This is a genomic window from Paenibacillus flagellatus (genome assembly GCF_003217775.1).
GTDB classification, from domain to species: domain Bacteria; phylum Bacillota; class Bacilli; order Paenibacillales; family NBRC-103111; genus Paenibacillus_AB; species Paenibacillus_AB flagellatus.
Genome location: NZ_QJVJ01000011.1, coordinates 225047 through 250303 on the forward strand (window position 1 = coordinate 225047; position 25257 = coordinate 250303).

Genomic DNA, 25257 nt, shown 5'->3' on the forward strand with positions numbered 1-25257 from the left:
TCCGCGATGCAAATTGTTCGACGGAAAACTCCTCCGCTTCCGCCGTCGACACGAAAGGCCGCCCTCCCGAAGGAGAACGGCCTGGCAGCTTGGTCCTAATTCCGTATTACGGCTTCGAAGCGGCCGTCATCGTGAACACGTTCGATTCGGCGATGACGATCTCCTTCGAGTCCAGCACTTTCACTTGAATGTCCGCCTTGCCGGCTTTGAGCGCATCCGGCGGCAGCTTCGCGGTCAGCGCTCCGTCCTTGCCCCGCTGCGTCTCGACCGGCTTCCCGTTGACGTACACCTTGCCGAGCGCCGGAAGGTTCCGGCCCGTCACGACGATTCCCGCATCCGCTCCGCTTTTTTGCGGATCGGTCGCGACCTGCTCGATCGTCAACGGTCCGAAGCCGAGGAAGTAGTTCGGATTGACGATTTTGTTCTTGACGTCCCCATACGCGTGCTGCTCGCCGAACAATATATCGTATTGGAGAAGCTCGTACTGCTTCAAGTCGGCTTCGTTGATATTCATTTCGGTATAATAGCTTTTCGGCGGGATGACCGGATATTTCTTCGACAGCTCGCGCAAATAGTCGGTATAATACGAGCCGGGCAGCTTCGCTTTGTCCAGCACGTAGGAAGACAGGAACGACGGGCTCATATGAAGCGATTCCTTCTGCTGCGGCGTAAAATTGTCCCATACGACGAGCGGCGTCCGGTACATCTTGTTCAGGAAGTCGGGGTCGCTTTCGCCCGTAATCCATTTCGCATCCTTGTACGCCTTGTACTCGTCGCCCAAATACGGCAGATGGTCGCCGAAAAAGACGATAATCGTAGGCTCCGGCGATTTCTGATAATGCTCGACGAGCGTCCGCAGCATTTTGTCCGCGTCCTGGGTGCCCTGTGCGTACGTCTCCAGCATGCCGCGCGTGTCCGCCGGCACGTCGCCTTCGACCTTGATCGTGTTTTCCTTGAACTTGCCGGGATAGTAGTGGAAATGGTTCTCCATCGTGTTCGCGAACACGAAATCCCGCTCCGGCGTCTTGGCCGTCTGCTCGATGATCAGCTTGCTCACTTCGCTGTCGGCGATGTAGGCCCCCTCATACACCGGATCGAAAAATTCGAGCGGAATGTACTGCGCGAAGCCGAAGTTTTGATACACCTTGTCGGCGTTGAAATACCAGCGGTGGAACGGGCTGATCGCCGTCGCGTAATAGCCTTGGCGGGCCAAGATGCCGGCAAGCGAATCGACGGGATGCGTAATGTGCTGGTTGTACGGAATCGTCCCTTGCGGGAGGAACCGCATCGAGTTGCCCGTCAGCACCTCGAACTCGACGTTGGCCGTGCCGCCGCCGAATTGGGGCGACAGCAGCGTGCCCGTCGTCGTCTTTTGCTGCAGCTCGTGATAGAACGGCATCGGATCCCTACTGAACTTGACATCCTTCAGCTGCGACGGGTCCCACAACGATTCGCTCAGCACGACGATGACGTTCGGCTTGACGGACGACTCGGCGGCGCCTCCGCCGACCTGCGGCTGGACGCTCGTGGCGACGATTTCGGCGATCGCCTTGTTATCGTAATCTTTCATCTTGTCCACGTTCATATAATCGAGATTGAGAACGGATGCAAGAAGAAGGCCGTTCGTCTCGACGTGCTCGGATTGGTCCCACGGAATGGCCCCGATGCCGAACGCGCTCTTGACCGGGATCGGCTTGTCGGTATACACGACGGCAACGAGCGCTATGGCGAATACGGCAATGGCGGCCCGCTCCTTCCAGCGGATCACCTTGACGACGCGGTTCGTCTTGTACAGCAGCAGCCAGCTGACGGCCAGGAAGACGACGATGTCGGCGATCAGCTCGAACGTGACGATGTTTTTCAAATATTCGGCCATGTCGCTCGCTTCCCCGGTCAGGACGAAGTCCCACGGCAGCAGCGGCACGCCCAGCATCTTCGACTTGACGCCGCTTACGAGAGCGAGCGCGAAGCCGATGCCGGCTACGATCCAATACGAAAGCCTCATTCGTCCGGTAGCCGCCGTAAGCGCGAGCAGCGCCCCGAACACGAAAGCCCCGTTCAGCGCGAAGGCCGGGATGTGCAGAAAGCTCCACTTGATCGCGCCCCATGTATGGTTGCGGCTTAATTCCTCCATGAACAAGACGAGCCAGCCGGTCAATACGAACATCAGGTACCGGTCTTTCAAATACGCTCCCGCGAGTTTTGCCCATTTCCCCATTGAACCAATCTCCCAATCTATCAAAGGATTTCCTCTATGAACCGGCCCGAATCGAAATAAGTCTGAACGAAAGAGGATCAAGGTCGCCATATGAAGTTCTTGTAAACGTCTAAGCCATTATATCACGAGTGGAAACGGCCTACAAAGCTAACAATTATGCCAAGTCGCCCTGTTCGCGGCAAAAAGCGGACCGGCCGTTATCCGCCGATCCGCCCGGCGACGATCCGTCTTAGCCCTTCGGCTTGACGAACGTCGCCGCGAGAAACGAGAAGATGATCGCGGCGGATATGCCGGCGCTCGTCACCTCGAAAATGCCGGTGATGATGCCGACCGCGCCGTGAAGCTTGTATTCCTGCAGGGCGCCGTGAACGAGCGAATTGCCGAAGCTCGTAATCGGCACCGTCGCTCCCGCCCCGGCGAATTCGATGAACCGGTCGTACAAGCTTTTGTTGCCGATCATGATCCCGTCCACGATCGCGCCGACGACGACGAGCGTGCTCATCGTATGGGCCGGCGTCAGACGTCCGGCGTCCATCATGAGCTGTCCGACGACGCATATCGCGCCCCCGATGACGAACGCCCATATCAGCTGCATCCAATCCATAGTCGATTCAGCTCCTTCCGCTTTCGATGGCGACCGCATGCGCGATGCAGGGGATGCTTTCCCCTTGCTGGTACGACAGCGGGGACAGAAGCGCGCCCGTCGCCACGACGAGCAGCCGGTTCAGCTCGCCGGCCTTCATCCGCTTGAGCAAATGCCCGTACGTCACGACGGCCGAGCAGGCGCAGCCGCTGCCGCCGGCTTGCACCGACTGGCGTTCGACGTCGTAGACGAGCAGACCGCAATCGTAATAATTGGTCTGATCGATCCGGACGTTATGCTTGTCGAACAGCTCGCGGGCGATCGAGTAGCCGACCGAAGCCAAGTCGCCGGTGACGATCATGTCGTAATCCCCCGGCTCGAGCCCCGTATCGCGGAAATGCGCCTGAATCGTATCGACCGCGGCCGGCGCCATGGCGGCGCCCATATTGAACGGGTCCTTGATGCCCATGTCGACGACGCGGCCGATCGTCGCTCTCGTCACCCGGGGCCCTTCTCCCGAAGCGCCGATAACCGCCGCCCCCGAGCCGGTAACCGTATATTGCGCCGTCGGCGGCTTCTGCGAGCCGTATTCGGTCGGATAGCGGAACTGCTTCTCGACGGTGCAGTTATGGCTCGCGGTCGCCGCAATGGCGTGCTTCGCCGCTCCGGAGCTGACGATGAGCGAGGCGAGCGCCAAGCTTTCCATCGAGGTCGAGCATGCGCCGAACACGCCCAAGTACGGAACGGCCAACGTCCGGGCGGCGAACGTGGCGCTGATGATCTGGTTGAGCAGGTCGCCCGCCACGAACATTTGGATGTCGCCGTTCGTCAGCCCGGCGTTTTCGACCGCCAGCTTGGTCGATTCCTCGAGCAGCTTGCGTTCCGCCTTCTCCCAGCTGTCTTGACCGAGCATCAAATCGCCGTGCACGATGTCGAAATCGCGGGCGAGCGGGCCCGCCGCTTCGTCCGGACCGACGACGGTCGCGGTCGACAGGATGACGGGGGGCTGCGCGAACGTCCACGTCTGATGTCCCGTCAGCATGTCAGCTCCCTCCCAGTCCGAGAAACATATGAACGATGCCGACGAGGAAAGCGGCCACCGTGCCGAAGACGATGACCGAGCCGGCCAGCTTGAACATGTTGCCTCCGGTGCCGAGCACGAGCCCTTCGCTCCGATGCTCGATCGCCGCCGAGCACATCGAGTTGGCGAAGCCGGTAACCGGTACGGCGGAACCCGCTCCGGCCCATTGGGCGATTTTGTCGTACACGCCCAGACTGGTCAAGACGACCGAAAGGAAGATAAGCACCGCCACGGTCGGACTTCCGGCCGTTTTCTCGGTAAAGCCGAACCAATGGATAAACATTTCCGTCAGCAGCTGGCCGATCGCGCATATCGTTCCGCCGGCGATAAACGCGCGGACGCAATTGCGGACGATCGGCCGCGGCGGTTCTTTCTGCTTGGCAAGCGACTGGTACTCTTGCTGGACCGGGGTGAGCTTCTTTTTTTTCTGGGCGGCCATCGTTGCCATTCGCATCTCTCCTTCCGTTCTGGTAAAAAGGCGGCTTACCGCTTCAAATAGGGCTCGACCTGCTCGACGACGCGCTTCATGGACATGACGCCGTCGGCATACAGCTCCTTCGCCTGGCGGTCTTCGGACGCCAACGCGAACAGCTCCAAGTCGGCTTCGCATTTTTTGAGCGTCGCCCACAGCAGCTTGCGGGAGCAGGGCTTCGGCACCTTCAGTTGATCGTCGTACAGATCGACGCTCAATTGGCCGTAGCCGTCCACTTGGGCCAAATAGACGTTTTCTTGGGCTACCCCCAGTTTCTCCAGCTCGGCGCTTAACCATCCGCGGCTCAGTCCCGCCGTCGCGAGCGGCTCGTCCATGATTTCCCCATCCATAATGACGACTTGGGGCTCCGGTTCGTTCGCTACTTGGATGCCGAGATGTCTCGGCGTAAGCGGCTGGTTTTCGCGGGTCAACAGGACGCTGACGTCCCCGTCGGTTTCCAGCACGGCGAATTCGACGTCGGCCAGACGGAACGCGTTCTTTTTGCGCAGCTCCTCGAGCAGCTCGTCCGACGTAAACCGGGTTTTCTTCAAATTGTCTTCGAGCACCTTGCCGTCCTTCACGAGCACCGTCGCTTCCCCCTCGAACCAATGGCGGATATGCTTGCTCTTCATGGACAGCTTCTCGAGCCCGATCGGAATGAGCGTCCAGATAAGAATCCCCGTTACGCCGTGCCAAAAGTGGCTTTCCATCTCCAACGAAATGAAGCCGGCAATGTCACCGATCGTAATGCCTACGATGTAATGGAAAAAATTGAGCTCGGACAGCTGCTTTTTGCCGAGCAATCGGGTCAACAGGAATAGCACCGCTACGGCGGCGGCGGACCTCCAGACGATTTCCGTCCATATCGGCATCGCATGCTCCCCGTTTCTTCTCGTTGGATATGTGCCCCGTTATTATTGGTAAAAGGAACGAGCGGATTTCGTGACAGTTTTTAACAGGAAAGGATTCCGGCCCGATACGGGCATAGTAGTGTTGGAAACGGAGGTGATGATCGAAATGACAGTCGCATCGCAAGTAAAAACGTGTCTGGCGTCGCTGAAAAGCGCACAAGCAAGTCTTGAGCAATTCGCGCTCAATACCCAGAACCAGGAGGCGAAAACCGTCTTTCAAAATTGCGCGCAAACGACGCAGCAGGTTGTCGACCAAATCAGCTCCCGCGTCCAGCAGCTCGAGAACGAAGAACCGCAATACAAGGGCTTCTGAGCCGCACAAATCCGCGATGAGCATGCAAACAGCCGCGTGAACCGTCTTCCGACGTTCAGGCGGCTGCCTTAACGAGTAGCGGCGGATCAGCGGCAGGCCGCTTATCCGGGTAGTATCGCAAGCACGATTACGAGCAGGATGAACAGGACGATAACCAGTATAGTCCACGAGGTGATCGGCATACGGAAGGCTCCCATCGTCTTGACGTTGGATCATACCCTTCATTATATGCATGCGCTCGCATCCGGACCGAGGCATTCGCCCAACGTTCGCGAAGGCACGTCAAACGCCGACCCGAACGACCGCATTCTCCCAGCGGGGAACGGGAATATGCCGAGCCGACACGATCGCCTCCAGCGCCTGCAGCGACGACGTCTCCATATGCAGCCGTTCGGCGTCGAGCCGCATCGCTTGGAGCGTCTCCGGGGACGCGATCAACGTGAAGACGAGCGCCGTCAGCTCCTCGTCGTCCTCGGCCCGAACGGCTACCCCGGCCCCGGTCAAAAATTCCGCATTATCCTCCTCCTGTCCCGGAAGCGGACGGTACAGCACCATCGGCAGCCGCATGGCGATCGCTTCCGCCGTCGTCAGTCCGCCCGGCTTCGTCACGATCAAATCGCTGGCTCCCATATATTCTTCCATATTGCGAATGAAGCCCGTCACCCGCACGTCATGCCCCGGGGCCTCCAAAGCCAGACGCTCCTCGAGCTTGTGCCGGAGCTTCTCGTTATGGCCGCAGACGACGACGACCTGCATCGCCTTCGATTTCGCGGCCTCCACCGTCAGCCGGATCATGCCGGCGCTCATCATGCCGTAGCCGCCGCCCATGAGCAGCAGCACCGGTTTGTCCGTCCGCAGCCCGAGCTTCGCCCGCAGCGCGGACCGGTCGACGTTCGCGGCGCCCGTGAAAAACGTGGGCCGGACCGGGATGCCGGTTACCGTCACGCGATAATCCGCCACGCCCCATCCTCCGAGCCCCTTGCGCACTTTCTCCGAGCCGACGACGTACCGGTCCGTCCCCGGGTGGATCCAGTAGCTGTGATCCGTATGGTCCGTAATGACGGTTACCGTCGGAATGTCGGTCAGGCCGGCCGTTTTCAGAGCGGACATGGCCGCCGCGGCGAGCGGAAACGTGCTGACGACGACCGACGGCCGAACGTCGTCCAGCAGCTTGACGATCCGCTTCAGTCCGTACCAGCGCAGCCGGGACGTCAAGGACGAGAGCGTCGAAGGCTTGCGCGTCCGCTTGAACAAGTAGCCGTACAGCGAAGGAAACTTTTGCACCCCTTGATGAAATACGGTTTTGCTCAGGCCGTGCAGTCTCGGCAGCGTCCACTCCATGAAATCGACGACGACCGCCTCCGCGTTCGGCTTCGCCAGCTTGCACGTCTCGAGCAGCGCCTGCGCCGCCTGCTTGTGGCCCTCCCCGAACGGCCCGGATAATATCAATATTTTTTCTTTCATGACAACCACCCCGCCCTGTCGGCTTCTTTATGGTTTCATCATAACTCGCGCACGCGGCGATCCGATACGGACTGCCGTCGGTTTCGTCCCCGGACCTAAGTCCAGTCCGATTCCCCGTCCGGTTATCCCTCATAGTTCGATTGATACGAAGTATACGGGACGAAGCTTAATTTTTATGCGGGGAAATTCTGAAGCATTTCTTAATAAAACCGTTTTGTCGTTGACAGCCGGCCGAGCACCCGAAGCGCCGGATTTCTGCTATAATGGACCCAATTCGCATACCGGGGAGAGAACGCCGTGGACGCCGGAACCGTATCCGAGCAAGCCGTATTCGCCGAAGAGCTGCGCATATTGAAAGCCGCCAAAGCCGACGTGGCCAAGGGCAGGACGCCCGAGCCGCATGAATTCGAGCAGTTGACCCGCCACTATGAGAAATTGCTGAAGACGACGATGAAGCTGTCGCGCATCAGCGACATTCAGGGCCGGACGCTCAAGGAGCGGGAGCAGGAATTGAAGGCCGCCCATTCCGAGCTGCAGCACGTCGAACAGCTGCGCCGCCAGCTCATCAGCGACATCTCCCACGAGCTCCGTACGCCGATCACGTCCGTGCAGGGCTACGTGAAAGCGTTTCTGGACGACGTCATTCCGCCCGACGAATCGTACTTGAAGATGATCTACCAGAAGCTTCTGACGATCAGCGACCTCATCTCCGATCTGTTCCAGCTGTCCACGCTCAAGGCGAACCAGCTGCGCTTTCATTTCAATCCGGTTCCGGTCGCGCTCTGGTTCTCGGCGCTGCAGGGCAAGTACGCGCTGGAGGCGGCCCGTTGCGGAGTCGAGCTAACCGTCGGACCGGACATCGGCGTAGACGCCGGCACCGGCGCGTCGCCGGAGCGCGCCCACATCGTCGTCGACTCGCTGCGCATCGAGCAGGTCGTCACGAATTTCGTCGACAACGCATTGAAATTTACGCCGCACGGCGGCTCCGTCCGGATAACCGGCCGGCTAACGGCCGAGCCTCCCGACGCGGCGCCGCCGATCGAGCACGCGGGCGAACGGAAGCCGCCGCTTTGGTTTACGCTGGCCGTGGAGGATACCGGCCCCGGCATCCCGGCCGAAGAGCTTCCGCGCATTTTCGACCGCTTTTACCGGGGAGGCCATTCCGCCGCCCGCGGCGTGCAGGGAACCGGCCTCGGCCTCGCGATCGCGAAGGAGATCGTCGCCCAGCACGGCGGCCGAATCGGAGCGGTCAGCGCCGCGGGCGCGGGCAGCCGTTTTCTGTTTGCCGTACCGGCGTTTCACGACGCCGCAGACGCCGATGGGAATACACCCGATTTCGACACGGACCGGTCGAAACTTTTTTCCACATAGGTCCTTTTTCCTGATAAACTGGGGAGGAAATCATCGCAAGAACAGGGGGAACGAGCCAAGTGATTCACAACCGTTTGTTGCAGGTGCAGTCGATGCTGAGGGACAACGGCATCCTGATCAGCTTCGCCGGCAAGCTGTCGCAAAGCTTGATCGAGGAATACGGCGCCGCGGTGAAGTCGTATTTGGAAAACGAGGAGCGGCCGCAAAACGAAGTGACGCACATTTTCTCCATCTTCATCGAACAGACGCAGAACATCAAAAATTACTGCTCCGGCAAAAAAGACAGCGCGCATTACGACGCGATCGCCCAGTCCAGCATCGTCACGATCGGCAAGACGGACAACGGCCATTTCATCTGCTCGGGCAATGTCGTCGACAAAGCGGACTTGGCCGCCCTGACGGCGCGGATCGATCCGCTGATCGCGATGGACAAGCCGGCGCTGAAGACGTACTACAAGGAAATGCTCCGCAAGGAAACGCCGGACGGATCGGAAGGCGCCGGCCTCGGATTGATCGATATCGCGCGCAAGGCCCGGGATCCGCTCGAATATTCGGTGACGCCGCTGGACGAGCATTTGTCGTTTTTTACTTTGAAGGCGGTCGTATAGGAGTGGATATGATGGAACGATTACATATTGCCGGAACGAAAAGCTCCCCCGCCGTCGACTTCGATCCCGTCGCCAACCGTCTGTCCTTGAACGGCCAATCTTATCCGGAAAACGCCTTCAAGTTCTATGAGCCGATTCTCGATTGGGCGGACGCGTACTTGCGGCAGCTCGCCCCCGACGCGACGACGGTCGTCGAGCTGCGCATGCCTTACATCAATACGAGCAGCACGAAATGCCTCATGATGCTGCTCGACAAGTTCGAGGTCGCCCATGCCGAAGGGAAGGCCGTCTTCATCCGCTGGTATTGCAACCCTGGCAACGAAACCGAGTTCGAATGCGCCGAGGAGCTGAAGGAAGATTTGACGCTTCCGTTCGACATCGTCGCCCAAGAGGAAAGCTCCCCGTGAGCGGCCCCGCCCGAACCCGGCGCTCGGCGATCCGCGACAACCCGCTGTACGATTCCGGCGTGGCGAAGGTGACCGCGTTCGCGGCTGCCCTCATCGTCGTCTCGATCGTCGTCACCGGCGTCATCGCGTATTACATCACGAAGGGCCAGTCGGTCAAGAAGCTGAAGGAAAGCGATCTCGTCTACATCGCCAGCTCGATATCGGCGAAAATCGACGGCAGCATCGAACGGGCGGTCGAAACGTCGCTCATTCTGGCCGAGGACCGCCAAGTGAAGCAGTGGATCGCGGACGGCGAGCGCAGCGGCGAGCAGCGCTCGCAAGTGCTGGACAAAATCGTCGGCTTGAAGGAGCGGTTCGGCTACGACAATTCGTTTGTCGTCAGCGTGCCGACGGGCCAGTATTGGTCGGAGGCCGGGAACGTCATCGACGTCGTCTCCCCGAACGACCCGGACGACGATTGGTTTTACGAGGTGCTGCGGGAAAACAACCCGATCAAGGTGATGATCGACTATAACGACGAACGGAAGGATACGTTCGTGTTCGTCGACGCGATCATGCGCAGCGGCGGCAACCCGCTCGCGATCGTCGGCGTGGGGCTCAGTCTGCGGGACTTGTCCCGCAAGTTCGAGGAGTACAAGTACGGCCGGAACGGCAGCCTGTGGCTGATCGACCGGAGCGGCACGATCTACTTGTCCGACGAGTTCGACCAGAACGGCAAAACGATTCGCGAATTCATGCCCGCCGAAGCGGCCGACCGGGCGATCGCGCTGCTGGATCGCGACCAGCAGGTGCTCGAATACGAATCCGCGGACGGCAAGACGAACGACGCGATCTTGTTCCCGATCCGATCGACCGATTGGCATCTGATGGTATCGGTCGACCGCGAGGAAGCCGTCTCGTTCCTGAAGACGATTCAGGCGCAGACCGCCGCGGCGGTGGCGATCTCGCTGCTGTCCATCGTGTTCTTCTTCTATTATATGTCGCGTAAGCTGGCCGATCCGTACAAGCGCGCGGTGGCGCTGAATGAAGAGCTGGAGCGGCAAATCGCCGAGCGAACGAAGGAACTCGCCGAGCAGAACGGCAAAATCGTCGACAGCCTCGATTACGCGAGCCGTATCCAAGTATCGTCGCTTCCGGCCGAGGCGGAGCTGATGTCGGCGCTGCCCGATCATTTCGTCCTATGGAAGCCGCGAGACCGGGTCGGCGGCGATTTTTACTGGATCAAGCGAATCGACGGAGGGCTGCTCGTCGCCGTCGGCGACTGCACCGGACACGGCGTCCCCGGAGCGCTCATGTCGATCATGACCGTCTCGCTGCTCGATCAGATCGCCGAGCGGGGAACGGCGGACGACCCGGCCGGGCTGCTGTCGGCTTTGAACCGGACGATCAAGACGACGCTCAATCAGGAAGGCAAGGACGGCTTGACCGACGACGGTCTCGACATCGGCCTGTGCCGGATCAAGGACGGCCGCGTCCTGTTCGCCGGAGCCGGATGCTCGCTCTATGTCCGGACGCCGGACGGCGTGACGGAGGTCGAAGGCACGCGCAAGGCGATCGGCTACCGGAAAACGCCGGCCGATTACCCGTTCGTCCATACGGAGCTGACGCCGGGACCGGACGACGGGCTGTTTCTCGCGACCGACGGCTTGGCCGATCAGAACGGCGGGGACAAAGGCTATTCGTTCGGCAAGACGAGGTGGAAGGCGTGGATCGAACGATACGGGGACAGGCCGATGGCCGAGCAGCGGGAGCTGCTCGAGGCGGAGCTGGCGCGTTACCGCGGCGACGAGCCGCAGCGCGACGACGTCACCGTCCTCGGCTTCCGGCTCCCCGGACGCTAACGGCGGCGCCGCGTCAGCGGTCCGCCGTTCCGCGGAACCGGTAGCCCATGCCGCGGACGCTGACGATATATTGCGGATGCGCCGGGTCCGCTTCGAGTTTTTTGCGCATGTTGTAAATGTGAACCATCACCGTCCGCGGATCGTCGTTGCTGTCGCTGCCCCATACGCGCTCGTACAGATCGGTCGCCGCGAACACTTCGCCCGGCCGGCTCGCCAGGAAGGCGAGCAGCTGGAACTCTTTGGCCGACAGCCGCACTTCCCGACCGTCCGCATGGACGGTCATTTTTTTCGTATCGATATGGACGCCCTTGCCCGACACGTTCCGTTCGTGCGCCGCCGCCTGGGGCGCCGCCGGCTCGAACCGCCGATATATCGGCGCCCGCCGGAGGTTCGCCTTCACCCGGGCGACGACGACGGCGGGATCGAACGGCTTCGGGATATAATCGTCCGCGCCGAGCTGGAGTCCGTGTACGATGTCCTCCGATTCGCCGCGGGCGCTGACGAAGATGATCGGCACGTTCGAGACGCCGCGAATCCGCTCGCACACCTCGAGCCCGCTTTCGCCGGGCAGTTGGATATCGAGCAGGACAAGGTCCGGACGGACGTTCTCGAATTCGCGCAGGGCGGTCGCGCCGTCGCTCGCCTCCGCGACGCGAAGGCCGTTCTTGATCAAATAGAGCCGAATGAGCTCGCGAATTTCGTTATCGTCTTCGACGACGAGCACCGTCGCCGTTTTCACGGTTTCCACCGCGCTCCCTCCCCCGTCTGTCTGTCGGCACTCGGTATAAGTCGAGGCTTGCATTCGGTTCCGCTCAACCTATAACGTCGTATCCAGTGTAGCATGTCGGGGGGCGGGTCGCCATACCGTCTTCAGCCGCCGGATACGGTTCTCCGTTTTTCCCGCCCTTCGCGGAACGGCTGCAGGATGTTGTCGGGGTTGTATCGGATGCTCGGCGACCGCGGACGAACACTCCATCCCATGCATCGTTGGCGATGTTCGTCTTGACGTCCGTAATCTTCATTATGATCGAAGCCCGGGCGGGCTTCAGTCTCCCGTCGGACGAATCATCAGCTCCGGGCGGACGAGCCTATCGAACTGCTCCTCCGTCAGCAGCCCCGTCCGGACGGCCGCCTCGCGCAGCGTAAGGCCTTCCTTGTGCGCCGTCTTCGCGACGAGCGCCGCCTTCTCGTAGCCGATATGCGGATTGAGCGCGGTCACGAGCATGAGCGAGCGGTCCAGGTGGGCGCGGATCGATTCGGGAATCGGCTCGATGCCGACCGCGCAATGATCGTTGAACGACACCATCGCGTCGGCAAGCAGACGCGCCGATTGCAGGAAATTGTAAGCGATGACCGGCTTGAACACGTTCAGCTCGAAGTTGCCCTGGCTCGCCGCGAAGCCGATCGTCGCATCGTTGCCCATCACCTGGCAGACGACCATCGTCATCGCCTCGCTCTGCGTCGGATTCACTTTGCCCGGCATGATCGAGCTGCCCGGCTCGTTCTCGGGAATGCGGATTTCGCCGATGCCGCTGCGCGGACCGCTGGCGAGCCAGCGAACGTCGTTGGCGATTTTCATCAGGTCGGCGGCGAGCGCCTTCATCGCGCCGTGCACGTAGACGATCTCGTCGTGGCTCGTCAACGCATGGAATTTGTTCGGGGCGGACACGAACGTTTTGCCGGTCAGCCTGCCGAGCTCCTCGGCCACGAGCTCGCCGAACCGCGGATGCGCGTTGATGCCCGTCCCGACCGCCGTGCCGCCGATCGCCAGCTCCCGCAGCGCGTTCACGCTTTCCTTCAGCATCGCTTCCGTCTTCTCCAGCATCCGGTGCCAGCCGCTCATTTCTTGACCGAGCGTGAGCGGCGTCGCGTCCTGCAAATGGGTGCGTCCGATTTTGATGACGTCCATATACTCGTCGCTTTTCCGCTTGAGCGTCTCCTTCAGCTTCGCGAGCGCCGGCAGCAGCCGGTCCTCGACCGCGATCAGACAGGCGGCGTGCATCGCCGTCGGAAACGTGTCGTTCGAGCTTTGCGACCGGTTGACGTCGTCGTTCGGGTGAATGCGCTTTTCGATGCCCCGCTCCTGCAGCAGCCGGCTCGCGCGGTTTGCGATCACTTCGTTGACGTTCATGTTCGACTGCGTGCCGCTGCCCGTCTGCCAGACGACGAGCGGAAATTCGTCGTCCCACCGGCCGGCGATAATTTCGTCGGCGGCGTCCGCAATCGCCTCCGCCTTGTCCTCGTCCAGCTGGCCGAGCGTCCGGTTGGCGAGCGCCGCACTCTTCTTCAGCATGGCGAACACGCGGATGAGCTCGATCGGCATCCGCTCGGTGCCGATGCGGAAATTTTCGAAGCTGCGCTGCGTCTGGGCCGCCCACAGCTTGTCGGCGGGCACCTTCACTTCGCCGAGCGTATCTTTCTCGATGCGGTACTCCATGAACGATTCCTCCCTCGTGGTGGCGATGCTTCCCTTCCAGTTTGTCCCGCCGGCGGCAGCCGTAATCGCATTCCGAACCGACCGCCCGTCGTAGGCGTCATATGACAAACCGGGGATAGCGGAAGCCGCAGCTTCCGTTACCCCCGGTCGAGGCCGGCGCGTCTCAAGCCGAGCCGGTCTTCACCCGGACGCGGCCGCCTTCGTCGCCCGAGGCGAACAGCGCGTCCATGACGCGCGCTTGCGCCAATATCGCTTCCCCGCCGTCCGGCATCGGGTCGGAAGCCCCGGCCCGCTCCGCGAACCGTTCCGCCTGCAGCCGGAACGGCTCGATCCGGTCGGTGACGAAATCGCGCGTCTCGCCGTTCAGGGTCACCTGCAGCGTAATCGAGCCCGCATCCGCGAACTGCCGTACCTCGAGCCCCCCTCGCGTCCCCTTGATCTCGTAGCCGCAGCCGTACGGCATATCGATCGCGCCCGTCATGTGGGCGGTTCCGCCGCCCGGGAAGGCGAGCGTCCCTGCGAAACGGCGGTCGAGCCGCGTCCCTTCGTCGCGTGTAAACCGGCAATCCGCGTATGTCGGCTCCTCGCCGAACTGGTAGCGGCTCCAGGCGACGAGGTAGCAGCCGATGTCGTACAGCGCGCCGCCTCCCCATTCCTCGACGAGCCGCGTGCTGTTCCCGGCCGCCGTAAACGAGAAGTGGCCGCGGAAAAAGACCGGCTCCCCGATCTTCCCGTCCCGGATCGCCTCGCGAGCCGCCGCGTGCCCTTCCATATGCCGCCAGACGAACGCCTCCTCGACCCGGACGCCGCGGCTTCTCGCCGCTTCGACGATAATCCGGGCATCCCGCTCGTTCAGCGCGAACGGCTTTTCGAGCAGCACGTGCTTCCCCGCCTTGACCGCCTCCAGCGCCCATTCCAGATGCAGATGGTTGAGCAGCGCGATATAAACCGCGTCGATGTCGGGGTCGTCCAGCAGCTCCCGGTACCCGGCATACGCTCTCGGCACGCCGTACGTCTCGGCCGCCCTCCTGCCGTTTTCCGGATTGCGCCCCGCTACGCCGAGCCATTCGCCGTTCGCGGACCGCTGGATGCCGGCCCCCCCTTTGGCGACGATATTGCCGGTACCGAGCACGCCCCAGCGCCATCTCTTCATCCCGATTCCTCCTTCGTTCCCGTTTCATTCCAATTATAACCGGAAGCGGGCACGATGGCACGCGCGACGGAACGGACGGCCATGGAGCAGCCGGACGCCTCTACGGACGGAGCGCTTCTTCATATCCTTCCGGGCGCATCGCCTTCAGCTGCTTCTCGTACAGCTCGCGGTACAAGCCGTTCAGCCGAAGCAGCTGCTCGTGCGTCCCCGACTCCGCGATTTCGCCTTCGTTCATGACGATAATCCGGTCGGCCCGGACGACCGTGGCGAGCCGGTGGGCGATGACGAACGTCGTACGGCCGCGCATGAGCCGGTCGAGCGCATCGGTGACGAGCGCCTCCGATTCGGCGTCGAGCGCCGACGTCGCTTCGTCGAGAATGAGGATGCGCGGGTTTTTCAGCAGCGCGCGGGCGATGGCGAGCCGCTGCTTTTGCCCGCCCGACAGCCTCATGCCCCGTTCCCCCAGCACCGTGTCGTAGCCTTTCTCCCATTTCGAGACGAATTCGTGGGCGTTGGCCGCCTTCGCCGCCGCGACGACATCGAAGCGTCGGGGCGGCCGTACGCGATGTTGTCGTATACCGTGCCGGAGAACAAAATGTTGTCCTGCAGGACGACCGCAATCTGCTTGCGCAAATCGTGGATGTCGTATTCCTTGATGTCGATGCCGTCCAGGTAGACGGTCCCGGCCCCTGCGTCGTAAAAGCGCGGGATGAAGTTGATCAGCGTCGACTTGCCCGCGCCGCTCGGCCCGACGAGCGCAATCACTTGACCGGGAAGCGCATGAAAGCTGACGTTGCGGAGCGCCGTCCGCGTCTCCGTCGTCGTCTGCGGCGGATCGGGCTTCGTCTTCGGCGGGATCCAGTAAAACGACTTCGGCGGACGCTGCCGCTCCACGAGATCCGGATCGAACCCTTGACGCGAACTGCGCGCCACGGGCAGCTCCGTCTCGTAATCGAACGAGACGTTCTCGAACCGGATGTCGCCGCGGCACGTCCGAAGCGGCACGGGATGCTCCGCGTTGCGCACGTCGGGCTCGATGTCGAGCACCTCGAAGATGCGCTCGACGTTCACGAGCGCGTTCTGCACCGTCACGTTCACCTCCGCGAACCGTTGAATCGGGCCGTACAGCTGTCCCAAATAAGCGTGAAAGGCGACGAGCGAGCCGATCGTCATATGCCCCTTCAGCACGAGAGTGCCGCCGACGGCCCACGTGATGAGCGTGCCGGAGTAGCCGACCCCTTGGCTGATTCGGCCGAGGACGTTGGACAGCGTCTGCGCCGCGAGCGAATGCGTCATATGCTGCTCCGCCTGGCGGTCGAACCGGTCCAGCTCCGTTCGTTCCCGGCCGAACGACTGGACGATCTTCATCCCGGAGATGCGCTCGACGAGCACGCCCGATATGCGTTCCATCTGGCGCTGGACCGAACGGGAGGCGAAGCGGATGCGCACGTTCAAGTTCGTGAACGTCAAGTAGTAGACGGGCAATATCCACAGCGACAGCAGGGCGAGCTCCCGGTTCAGCGAGAACAGGAAAAAGGCCGCAAACACGACCATGACCATGTCGAACGCCACGTTGATGACGTTCGTGCCGATCAAGCTTTGCGCGCCGTTGACGTCGTTGATGACCCGGGACAAAATGCTCCCCACTTGCCGGCTGTCGTAAAATTTTTGCGACAGCTTCTGGATGTGCTCGTACAGCTGCCGGCGGATGCCCGCCACCATCCGGCTCCCGAGCCGGGCGGTTACGGCGTTGCGCGCGAAGCTAGCGATCAGGCTGAGCGCGTAGATCGCGGCGAACAGCGAGGCGACCCGCCGCATCGTCCAGCCCGAGTCCTCGCCGCCCAGTACGTCGTCGATCATGATTTTCGTCAGCCATGGGCTGGCGAGCGGCACGACAAACTGGACGAGCCCGAGTGCCGCGATCGCGAGCAAGTAATAGCGGTACGGCTTCACGAACTGCAAATAACGCCGGACGAGCTTGCGCTTGCTCGCCCCTAGGGCGCGGCTCGCCTCCGCGGCCGATCCCGAGGCCGTGCCGGTACTTCGTATCGGCTCCAACGTCCATTCCCCCTAAGCGCCGTTTTTTCGCCTTTATTATAGGCGCGCTCATGTGAAGATGGTGTGAATCCGGACAGCGGAAGACGGAACGGTTCCGGCGCGCGGGGCGCGCCCGTCTCGAATTGATCGTGGAGGACGACAGCGGATCGCGGAAATCAACCGGCGGTTCGTGGAAAGGTGGAAGGGGTTCGAGGTAGTCAGACAGCCGGTCATCGACGAGCTGATCCGCGGCGGCGAGCGATCCCGCGACCCGCTCGGTCCCAAGGAATCGACAGCTTGACGCTGGAGAAGGTAACCGGATACGTCGCTTCTTCCGACGGTCCGTTGACCGCCGAGCAGACGAGCGCGGCGCTCGGCATCAGCCGGTCCACGTCGCGGCGATACTTGGAGTATCTCGTCACGCTCGGCAAAGTGCGCGCCGACCTCGCGTACGGCACGGTCGGCGACCGGAGCGCGTCTACCGGAAGACGTAGCGGGGACGGCCTTGGCCTCACGCATGCAGCGCCTTTCCGACCGGGGACACCCCGGGCAGCGGCAAAACGACGTCGACGACCGTTCCCTCGCCCAACCGGCTTGCGATGCGAATCGAGCCGTTATGGTTTTCGACGATGCGGTGGCTGATCATGAGGCCGAGCCCGGTGCCGGACGGCTTCGTCGTCAGGAAAGGCTCGCCCAGCTTTTGGACGAGCGGCTCGGGGATACCCGGACCGCGGTCGCGAATTTTGACGCTGACGCGGTTCGCCTCGATCCTCTCCGCCGTTACCGTCACCTCGCCTCCGGCCGGCATCGCTTCGATGGCGTTTTTGATCAGGTTGATGAATACCTGCTTCAGCTGGTTTTCTTCGCAGTACAGCTCCGGCAGCGTCTCGTCGGCGTGGAGCGCGAGGTTGACGTTCGTCATGATCGCCTGATGGCTCAAAATCGAAATGACGGTGCCGAGTATCGCGTGCAGGCTACCGAAGCCGAACCGCGACAGCTTCGGCTTGGCGAGCGACATGAAATCGCCCACGATCACATTGATCCGCTCCAGCTCGGTCAACATCAGCTCGTAGTAGGCCGATTGATCGGGATTGCGCGCCTTGAGCAGCTGGTTGAACCCTTTCAGCGACGTAAGCGGATTGCGGATTTCGTGCGCGAGCCCCGCCGCAAGCTGGCCGACGACGGACAACTTCTCCGACCGGATGAGCAGCTCTTCGGCGCGCTTGCGGTCCGTCAAGTCGCGAAGCACGGTCAGCGTGACGGTTTTGCCCATAAAATCGTGGATGCGGATGCTGGACATTTCCGCCTCGATCGATTGGCCGTCGCAGCAGACGAGCATCCGCTCCTGGAACTCGGACGGCTCGTCCGTCTCCATGACGCGGTCGACGACCTGCCTCGACGCTTCCCGCTGCTGCGGGTGGACGAGCCCGAACAAGTCCCGGCCGATCAGCTCGTTCTCGTCGCCCGCCCGGACGAGCTTCATCGCCGATCGGTTCGCGTACAGAATCGTCCCGCCGTCGCTCACGACGATCGGCTCCGGCAAAAACTTGATCAGCCGCTTGTATCGGCCTGCGCTTTCCCGCAGCTCCCGCTCGACGTCCTTCTTGTAGGTAACGTCCTGCACCGTCCCGAGCAAAGCCGCTTCCCCGCGATACGGGATGCGCGTTACGATGCCTTCCAGATGGAGAATCCGTCCGTCCTTCCGGATGGCGCGGAACGCGAAGGGGAAGCTCGAGACGGCGCCTTCGAGCGTCCGGACCGCCAAGTCGAATACCGGCTCCATATCGTCCCCGGCCAGCACCTCCGACAGATCGAGACGAAGCATCTCCTCGCGCGTATAGCCGAGCATGTCCGCCAGATGCGAGTTCGCGTACACCATCTCGCCGTTTTGGTACAAGTAGACGCCGACCATCGCGTTTTCGATCAGACATTGGTATAGATGCTCCGCTTCGAGCAGCGATTCCTCCGCCTTTTTGCGCTTCGACACGTCCCGGAACAGCAGCTGGACGGAGTCGCCGCCGACGGAACGGAACGGCACGATTTTCACCTCGGCGTCGACCGGCGTCCGGTCGCTTCGGATCAGCTTGACCGGAACGATGCTCGACGGCTTCCCGAGCACGCATGCCCTCTCGATCATAAACTGCAGCTCCACCGCGTAGCCGTCATGGAGAAAATCCCGGTACGGCCGGCCGGCGACCGCATCGAGCCGCTCCGCGCCGATCAGCTCGAGCGCAGCCGGATTCGCGTATCGGACGGCGTCGCCCCCGACGACCACGATCGGCTCCGGCGACAGCTCCACGAGCTGCCGGTACCGCTCCTCGCTCTCCGCCAGCTTCTTCTCCGCCGTCTTCTGCGCGGTAATGTCCCGCTCGACTCCGACAAGCGCGACGATCCGTCCCGTTTCGTCCATGACCGGCGACAGAGTGAGGCTGGCGTAAAACGTCGTTCCGTCCTTTTTCAGCTTGACCGTCTCGTAACCGCTTACACAATTGCCGGACAACACTTCCGCATGCAGCCGTCTCGCTTCGCTCAGGAGATGGGGCGGCGTCGCCGGGAGCACCGTCCCGATCACCTCGTCCCTCGTCCAGCCGTGCAGCCTCTCGAACGCCGGGTTCACCTCCAGCACTTTGCCTTCCAGATCGATGATGATGATGCCGTCGCTCATATGCGTAATGAACGATTTCAGCAGCTCGTGTTGTATGGATCCCAAGTTTTCCAATACGTTCGCCATCCGGTCATCATCCCTTTATCGCACGAATATGGTTCGGATCATGTTCAGCGGATCACGGTAACCTATTTTGACAAAAACTTGAAAATCCCTGCCGGCTCGAAAAAAAATAAGAAAGCATGAAAGGGGAGAAGTCGGGTACCCTATCGATGGAAACGGAGCGTTTTCCATATTTTTATCGCTTCGCTCGTTCGAGGAGGGAATGCCATGCAACAGAACCGTTCGCGGTCCGGGCGCCAATCGTTTAAGAGGTACGTAACGATCTATTCCGTCATCGCGGCGATCGGCGGTTTTTTATTCGGCTACGACACCGCGGTCATATCCGGAGCGATCGGCTTTCTCAAAACGCGCTTCGACATGGACTCCGGGCTGCTCGGCTGGACCGTCTCCAGCCTGATCGTCGGCGCCGCGATCGGCGCCGCCCTATCCGGCTCGTCCAGCGACCGGTTCGGGCGCAAGCGGACGCTGCTCGCGGCGGCGGCGCTGTTCACGGTCGGATCGATCGGCTCGGCGGTTCCGGATTCGGTCGCCGGACTGGTGGCGGCACGAATGATCGGAGGGCTCGGTGTCGGCATGGCGTCCACGTTAACTCCGTTGTACATCGCCGAAATCGCGCCGGCCCGACACCGCGGCCGTCTCGTGTCGTACTACCAGTTCGCCGTCGTTACCGGCATATTCGTTACGTTTTTCATCAACGCGGCGATCGCGGGAATCGGCGACGACCGATGGGACGTCGAATACGCCTGGCGCTGGATGTTCGGCTTCGGCGTCGTCCCGGGCGTCCTTTATTTCGCGCTGCTGCTCGCGCTGCCGGAGAGCCCGCGCTGGCTCATGAAGCAAAAGCGCGAGGTGGACGCGCTGGAAGTGCTGGAGAAGATGAACGGCAAAGAAGCGGCGAAGGAGGAGCTTCACGAGATGCTCCGCCTGAAAGACGAGGACGTCGGATCGATCCGCGAGCTGTTCGGACGCTCGCTGCGGCTTCCGCTTATCGTCGGCGTCCTGCTGGCCGTTTTCCAGCAAATGATCGGGATCAACGCGATCATGTACTACGCGCCGGAAATTTTCAAGCAGACCGGAGCGGGGACGAACGCGGCGCTTGTCCAGACCGTGCTCGTCGGCGTCGTCAATTTCGCCTTCACGCTCGTCGCGTTATGGCTGATCGACCGGGTCGGGCGAAGATCGCTCCTGTTGATCGGCGCCTGCCTCATGACGGTCAGCTTGATCGTCGTCGGCATCTGCTTTCGGGCGGAGAGCGTGCCCGTCTACGTCGTGCTCTTCTTTATTTTGTTGTATGTCGCCGCCTTCGCCGTCTCCTTCGGACCGGTCGTATGGGTCATGATCGCGGAAATTTTCCCGACCCGCATCCGCGGCCGCGCGACCGCGATCGCCTCGCTCTGCTTGTGGGCGGCCGACTTCGCCGTTTCCCAGACGTTCCCGATGCTCGTCGATTCGATCGGGACGGCTTCTACGTTTTGGATGTTCGGGGCGATCGCCGCCGCGGCCATCGTCTTCTGCGCCAAAGTCGTGCCGGAGACGAAAGGCAAGTCGCTCGAGCAGATCGAACGCGAATGGTCGTCGCGGTAACGGGTGATTTCGGATTACAGAACGACTCGATGCCACCCCGCTTCGCCGAGGAAGTCATTCCGGGTCAACCCGGTCTCCTTGAATAGAGCGCGATAATGGGTGATCGTGCCGTCATGGGAAACGACGAACGTCCGAGCCGCGCCCTGCCGCCGGATCCAGTCGATCAGCCGGTCGCCCAGCCGCCGAAACTCGGCCGGACTTATCGTATTGATGCCGTCCGTCCATAAGCGTACGTCGTCCCCCTCGTGCGTGATATAATCGGGGTGATGCCGTTTCACATACGATACCGGGCAGACGTCGTCGCATCTCACGGCATGCCGCCCGGGATCGTCCGGCAAAGGAAACATTCTCGGCCCGACAAGCGGACTCGCCATCTTGTGCGGGGCGGTCAAATGCGCCGTCAGAAGGTCGGCCGTCTCGATCGTACGCACGGTCGGACTGACGACGAACAGATCGTCGGCCGTACAGGCGAATACGGACACAAGCCGCCGGACTTGGGCTCTCCCCTTGTCGGTCAAGCGGGGATGAGCTACGTTAAGCCGGTCGGGAATGTCGGTGTTATGGACGCCTTGCCCGTGCCGGATGAAAACAATCTCCATGCCTCTCAGCCTTCCGTCAATTCGATCTCCAGTCCTTGGGAGAGCGTATCGAGCAAGAGCCTTACAAAACCGAGGCGCTCTTGCAACGAAAGCTCCCTGTCGAGAAAGCGCGTTTGAAACGCTTGCTGAAAGCAGGTTCCGAGCAGCATATCTGCGGCGGCACGCGGATTCGCCCCACGGGCGATTCCCCCCCGTTCTTGCTCGCCCCTCAAATACGATTCCACAGCCTCATTTGCCCGATGGGGGCCTTCATTACGCGAAACGGCCGAACGAACGATCCGAAGATCGTCCGCTCGACCGATGCCCTATTCGTCTTCGCGGAATACCGGGCGGATCGTCAGCCCGAATTCGAACTCCTTCTCGTTCAGCCGATACGGCTCCATCAGCTGCGGGCCGCAAGACCCGGAGCCGACGCCGCTCATCTTGTAGTCCAGATGGACGATCGTCTCCTTGCGCTTGACCAGCTCATGGTCGTGCCCGGCTGCGGTCAAATCTTCGGGCGCATAGTGCGAAGCGTTGAACGAAAACGTGCCGCCGGGCGACGCGAACGCCAGCCCCATCCCTTGCGCGTTCGACACGACGGCCCATTCGGTGCCGTACCGGGAGCCGTTTTCCTGCGGCTTGACGTACGGCTCGAACATGTCGTCGACCGTCGTCCGGAACAGGCCCCGTCTCACGCTTTGCCGCTTGTCGACATAGCTCTCGTGCGGCCCGTAGCCGAAATACTCGACCTCGTCGCTGCCGCGCGGCATCGTCAGCTGCAGGCCGAACCGCGGCAAGTAATCGAGATTGTTCTTCACTTGGACGTGAACGCGCAGCGCCACTTCCCCGGACCCGTCCACCGACCAGACCGCCTTGCCCCGCACGATCGGCGAACGGATATAGCCGCCGAGCGAGAAATCGACGGCGATGTCGACGGCCGAGCGGTCCCGCTTCGTCCATTCGCACCGGTACACCTTCATGAAGGCGCGGTCGAATCCTTCCTCGAGCCATTTCTTCTTCGCATACATGTCGTTGTCGGTCGGCGCCCGCCAGACGTTGAACCTCGCCGGCGCGGCCAGCATCGGAACGCCGTGCTTCGACAAGCCGACGAACGTGCCGAGGGACAAGTCGAACCTGTGGCGGAAATCGAACCCTTCGATCGTCAGCACGCCTCCGTCCTCGTTCGCCGTCACGTCGAACGTCTCCCGGACGATCTTACGTCCGGCGTCCGATCCCGCGGCGGCGGGCAGCTCGAACTGGGCGAACGCGATCTCGTGTCCGGGTGCGGCCCATCGTGTCTCCCGATTCAGCCGGACGGACATCGTGAGCACGTAGCGCCCCGGCACCGTGACCGACCGCTCCCAAGGAACCGTCACCGTCTGAGACTGCCGCGGCCCCGCCTCGAGCTCCCACAGCTGGCCTTGCCCGGCTAGCTCGCCGTCCCGCTCGACCGTCCAATGGATCGCCAGATGCGACAGATCGATGAAGTCGTACCGGTTCGTCACCCGGATCGAACCGGCCGCCAGGTCGGCCGCCTCCACGAGGACGGGCGCGATAACCTGCTTCAGCTCCAGCAGACCGGTATGCGGCTTCCGGTCCGGATAGACGAGGCCGTCGATGCAGAAGTTGCCGTCGTTCGGCTTGTCGCCGAAGTCGCCCCCATACGCGTAGAACGGAACGCCCTCCGGTGTCTCGGTCTTGATCCCGTGGTCGCACCATTCCCAGACGCAGCCGCCCATCAGCTTCGGATGCTTGTAGATGACATCCCAGTAATCGCGCAGGTCGCCGGGGCCGTTGCCCATCGCATGGCTGTATTCGCACAGGAACAGCGGCTTCCTGTTGGTCGGATCGGCGGCATACTGCTCCACCCATTCGACGGAAGGGTACATCCGGCTTTCCATGTCGAGACAGTCGACGTTCGGATCGCCGTTGTAGATCGACGCCGCCCCTTCGTAATGGATCGGTCTCGACGGGTCTCGCTCCTTCGTCCATTCCGCCATCGCCATATGGTTCGTCCCGTAGCCGGATTCGTTGCCCATCGACCAGATAACGATCGAAGCGTGGTTTTTGTCCCGCTCGACCATACGGACCGCACGATCGACGAAAGCCGCCTTCCAGTCCGGATGTTTGGCCAGCGTATGGAACGCGCCTTCCGGCACGGCGTCGTAGCTGCGTATACCGTGGCATTCCAAATCCGCTTCGTCGATGACGTAGAAGCCGTATTCGTCGCACAAATCGAGGAAGCGCGGATCGTTCGGGTAATGGGACGTCCGGATCGTGTTGACGTTATGCCGCTTCATCAGCTCGAGATCGCGGATCATGTGGCGGATCGGAATCGTCTGACCCAGCTCCGGATGCGAATCGTGCCGGTTGACGCCCTTCAGCTTCACCGGAACGCCGTTGATCCGGAATACGCCATCCGAAATTTCGATGCGCCGGAAGCCGACGCGGAACCGCAGCACCTCGTCCCCCGCCTTCACGAACAGCTCGTACAAATACGGCCGTTCGGCGTTCCACAGCTCCGGCTTCGCCAAAGCGATCGTCAGGACCCCTTTCCCGTCGACTGCCGCGCTCGCCGTCCGAAGCGTCCTTCCTTCGGCGTCCCTCAGCTCCGCGGTCACGTCCAGACGGCCGTTCGTCTCCACCTCGGCGTACAGCTCGGCTTCGCCGAAATCGTCGGACAGCCGCTGCCTGACGAACGCGTCCCGCACATGCGTCTTGTCCCGCGCCAGCAAGTAGACGTCTCGGAAAATGCCCGAAAACCGCCACAAGTCCTGGTCCTCCAAATAGGTGCCGTCGCACCATTTCAACACCATGACGGCGATCCGGTTCGAGCCGCTGCGGACGTAACGGGAAATGTCGAATTCCGCGGGCACGCGGCTCCCTTGGCTGTACCCGACGAAGACGCCGTTGACCCAGACGTACAGGCACGAGTTCACGCCTTCGAAGACGAGGTACGGCACCTTCTCCGACCAGCTGTCGCGGATCAAGAAATCGCGGACGTACAAGCCCGCCGGGTTCGCGTCCGGCACGTACGGCGGATCGCACGGGATCGGGTAATTGACGTTCGTGTAGTGCAGCTGATCGTAGCCGTTCGTCTGCCAGCACGACGGAACGAGCAGGTCGTCCCAGCCGGCGGTATCCGCACCGTCCGCGTAAAACCCGTCCTCGACCCGGCTGACGGATTCGTAGTAACGGAATTTCCAAGTCCCGTTCAACGTCTGATAATAAGGTGAACGTCCCCGTTTGCCCTCCCGGGCCGTATCCGCGTCCGCATAAGGGATATACGAAGCGCGGGGCGCCTCCCGGTTGACGTGCAGGACGCTCGGGTCCTCCCAATATTTGCCGATCTGCAGCATGTCGCACTCAGCTCTCCTCTCGCATGATGGACCGTCCGGCGCGCCGATCCGGTCCGCTGCCTCCATTATAGTTGTGTTATACTGGGAGAACATAGCGACCAAATCGGAC

18 protein-coding genes and 2 pseudogenes are annotated in these 25257 nt (G+C 61.7%); 7 read left to right on the forward strand and 13 right to left on the reverse strand.

Going from position 1 to position 25257, the window contains the following annotated elements:
• Nucleotides 1–106: 106 nt before the first annotated feature.
• The 5 genes from DLM86_RS23635 to DLM86_RS23655 all read right to left on the reverse strand — a co-directional run bounded on the left by DLM86_RS23635 (nucleotide 107) and on the right by DLM86_RS23655 (nucleotide 5226).
• Entirely contained in the window at nucleotides 107–2218 is a 2112-nt protein-coding gene (locus DLM86_RS23635; RefSeq protein ID WP_158289630.1) for an LTA synthase family protein, read from the reverse strand.
• Nucleotides 2219–2447: 229 nt separating this feature from the next.
• The gene (spoVAE, locus tag DLM86_RS23640) at nucleotides 2448–2813 is read right to left on the reverse strand and encodes a stage V sporulation protein AE (protein WP_110842587.1); all 366 of its coding nucleotides are present in this window, start codon (nucleotides 2811–2813) and stop codon (nucleotides 2448–2450) included.
• Nucleotides 2814–2829: 16 nt separating this feature from the next.
• A complete protein-coding gene (gene spoVAD, locus DLM86_RS23645; protein ID WP_110842536.1) occupies nucleotides 2830–3843 on the reverse strand; it encodes a stage V sporulation protein AD in 1014 nt (337 codons plus the stop codon).
• Between the two features lies 1 nt (nucleotide 3844).
• Complete coding sequence (gene spoVAC / locus DLM86_RS23650; RefSeq protein WP_110842588.1) at nucleotides 3845–4321, reverse strand: stage V sporulation protein AC; 477 nt, start codon at nucleotides 4319–4321, stop codon at nucleotides 3845–3847.
• 44 nt (nucleotides 4322–4365) lie between these two features.
• A complete protein-coding gene (locus tag DLM86_RS23655) occupies nucleotides 4366–5226 on the reverse strand; it encodes a DUF421 domain-containing protein (protein ID WP_110842537.1) in 861 nt (286 codons plus the stop codon).
• 145 nt (nucleotides 5227–5371) lie between these two features.
• Here DLM86_RS23655 and DLM86_RS23660 point away from each other — a divergent pair, with 145 nt between their 5' ends.
• Nucleotides 5372–5578: a DUF1657 domain-containing protein gene (locus DLM86_RS23660; RefSeq protein ID WP_110842589.1), complete on the forward strand. Its 207-nt coding sequence runs from the start codon at nucleotides 5372–5374 to the stop codon at nucleotides 5576–5578.
• Between the two features lie 282 nt (nucleotides 5579–5860).
• On the opposite strand, the gene DLM86_RS23665 is transcribed toward DLM86_RS23660, so the two are convergent.
• The gene (locus tag DLM86_RS23665; RefSeq protein WP_110842538.1) at nucleotides 5861–7042 is read right to left on the reverse strand and encodes an MGDG synthase family glycosyltransferase; all 1182 of its coding nucleotides are present in this window, start codon (nucleotides 7040–7042) and stop codon (nucleotides 5861–5863) included.
• A 297-nt stretch (nucleotides 7043–7339) separates the two neighbouring features.
• Between DLM86_RS23665 and DLM86_RS23670 the strand changes: the two genes are divergently transcribed.
• Genes DLM86_RS23670 through DLM86_RS23685 form a run of 4 tightly spaced genes read left to right on the forward strand, consistent with a single transcriptional unit; the run spans nucleotide 7340 to nucleotide 11269 of the window.
• Complete coding sequence (locus DLM86_RS23670; protein ID WP_110842539.1) at nucleotides 7340–8413, forward strand: sensor histidine kinase; 1074 nt, start codon at nucleotides 7340–7342, stop codon at nucleotides 8411–8413.
• A gap of 59 nt (nucleotides 8414–8472) precedes the next feature.
• Nucleotides 8473–9021, forward strand: a complete 549-nt coding sequence (locus DLM86_RS23675; protein ID WP_110842540.1) for a SiaB family protein kinase — start codon at nucleotides 8473–8475, stop codon at nucleotides 9019–9021.
• 11 nt (nucleotides 9022–9032) lie between these two features.
• Complete coding sequence (locus DLM86_RS23680; protein WP_110842590.1) at nucleotides 9033–9428, forward strand: DUF1987 domain-containing protein; 396 nt, start codon at nucleotides 9033–9035, stop codon at nucleotides 9426–9428.
• A complete protein-coding gene (locus DLM86_RS23685; RefSeq protein ID WP_158289631.1) occupies nucleotides 9425–11269 on the forward strand; it encodes a SpoIIE family protein phosphatase in 1845 nt (614 codons plus the stop codon). The genes DLM86_RS23680 and DLM86_RS23685 overlap by 4 nt, the downstream gene beginning before the upstream one ends.
• A gap of 13 nt (nucleotides 11270–11282) precedes the next feature.
• On the opposite strand, the gene DLM86_RS23690 is transcribed toward DLM86_RS23685, so the two are convergent.
• The 4 genes and pseudogenes from DLM86_RS23690 to DLM86_RS23710 form a co-directional block, all read right to left on the reverse strand.
• Nucleotides 11283–12017 (reverse strand): response regulator transcription factor, encoded by a 735-nt coding sequence (locus tag DLM86_RS23690; RefSeq protein WP_245954857.1) that lies wholly within the window; start codon nucleotides 12015–12017, stop codon nucleotides 11283–11285.
• 297 nt (nucleotides 12018–12314) lie between these two features.
• Nucleotides 12315–13706 carry a class II fumarate hydratase gene (gene fumC / locus DLM86_RS23695; RefSeq protein WP_110842542.1) on the reverse strand — a complete coding sequence of 464 codons (1392 nt, stop codon included), beginning with the start codon at nucleotides 13704–13706 and terminating at the stop codon, nucleotides 12315–12317.
• Between the two features lie 163 nt (nucleotides 13707–13869).
• Complete coding sequence (locus DLM86_RS23700) at nucleotides 13870–14859, reverse strand: Gfo/Idh/MocA family protein (RefSeq protein ID WP_110842543.1); 990 nt, start codon at nucleotides 14857–14859, stop codon at nucleotides 13870–13872.
• 100 nt (nucleotides 14860–14959) lie between these two features.
• Nucleotides 14960–16812, reverse strand: a pseudogene (locus tag DLM86_RS23710) (ABC transporter ATP-binding protein).
• Between the two features lie 282 nt (nucleotides 16813–17094).
• On the opposite strand from DLM86_RS23710, the pseudogene DLM86_RS33230 reads away from it, so the two are divergent.
• Nucleotides 17095–17349 (forward strand): annotated as a pseudogene (locus DLM86_RS33230) (helix-turn-helix domain-containing protein); the annotation flags it as partial.
• 58 nt (nucleotides 17350–17407) lie between these two features.
• Here DLM86_RS33230 and DLM86_RS23715 read toward each other — a convergent pair.
• Entirely contained in the window at nucleotides 17408–19627 is a 2220-nt protein-coding gene (locus DLM86_RS23715; RefSeq protein ID WP_110842546.1) for a PAS domain S-box protein, read from the reverse strand.
• 204 nt (nucleotides 19628–19831) lie between these two features.
• On the opposite strand from DLM86_RS23715, the gene DLM86_RS23720 reads away from it, so the two are divergent.
• Nucleotides 19832–21208, forward strand: coding sequence for a sugar porter family MFS transporter (locus DLM86_RS23720; RefSeq protein ID WP_110842547.1), 1377 nt, complete (start codon nucleotides 19832–19834; stop codon nucleotides 21206–21208).
• Nucleotides 21209–21222: 14 nt separating this feature from the next.
• Here DLM86_RS23720 and DLM86_RS23725 read toward each other — a convergent pair whose 3' ends face one another.
• Together DLM86_RS23725 and DLM86_RS23735 are read right to left on the reverse strand one after the other, a co-directional pair.
• Complete coding sequence (locus tag DLM86_RS23725; protein ID WP_110842548.1) at nucleotides 21223–21807, reverse strand: histidine phosphatase family protein; 585 nt, start codon at nucleotides 21805–21807, stop codon at nucleotides 21223–21225.
• A gap of 305 nt (nucleotides 21808–22112) precedes the next feature.
• Nucleotides 22113–25148 (reverse strand): glycoside hydrolase family 2 TIM barrel-domain containing protein, encoded by a 3036-nt coding sequence (locus DLM86_RS23735; protein ID WP_110842550.1) that lies wholly within the window; start codon nucleotides 25146–25148, stop codon nucleotides 22113–22115.
• Nucleotides 25149–25257 lie beyond the last annotated feature (109 nt).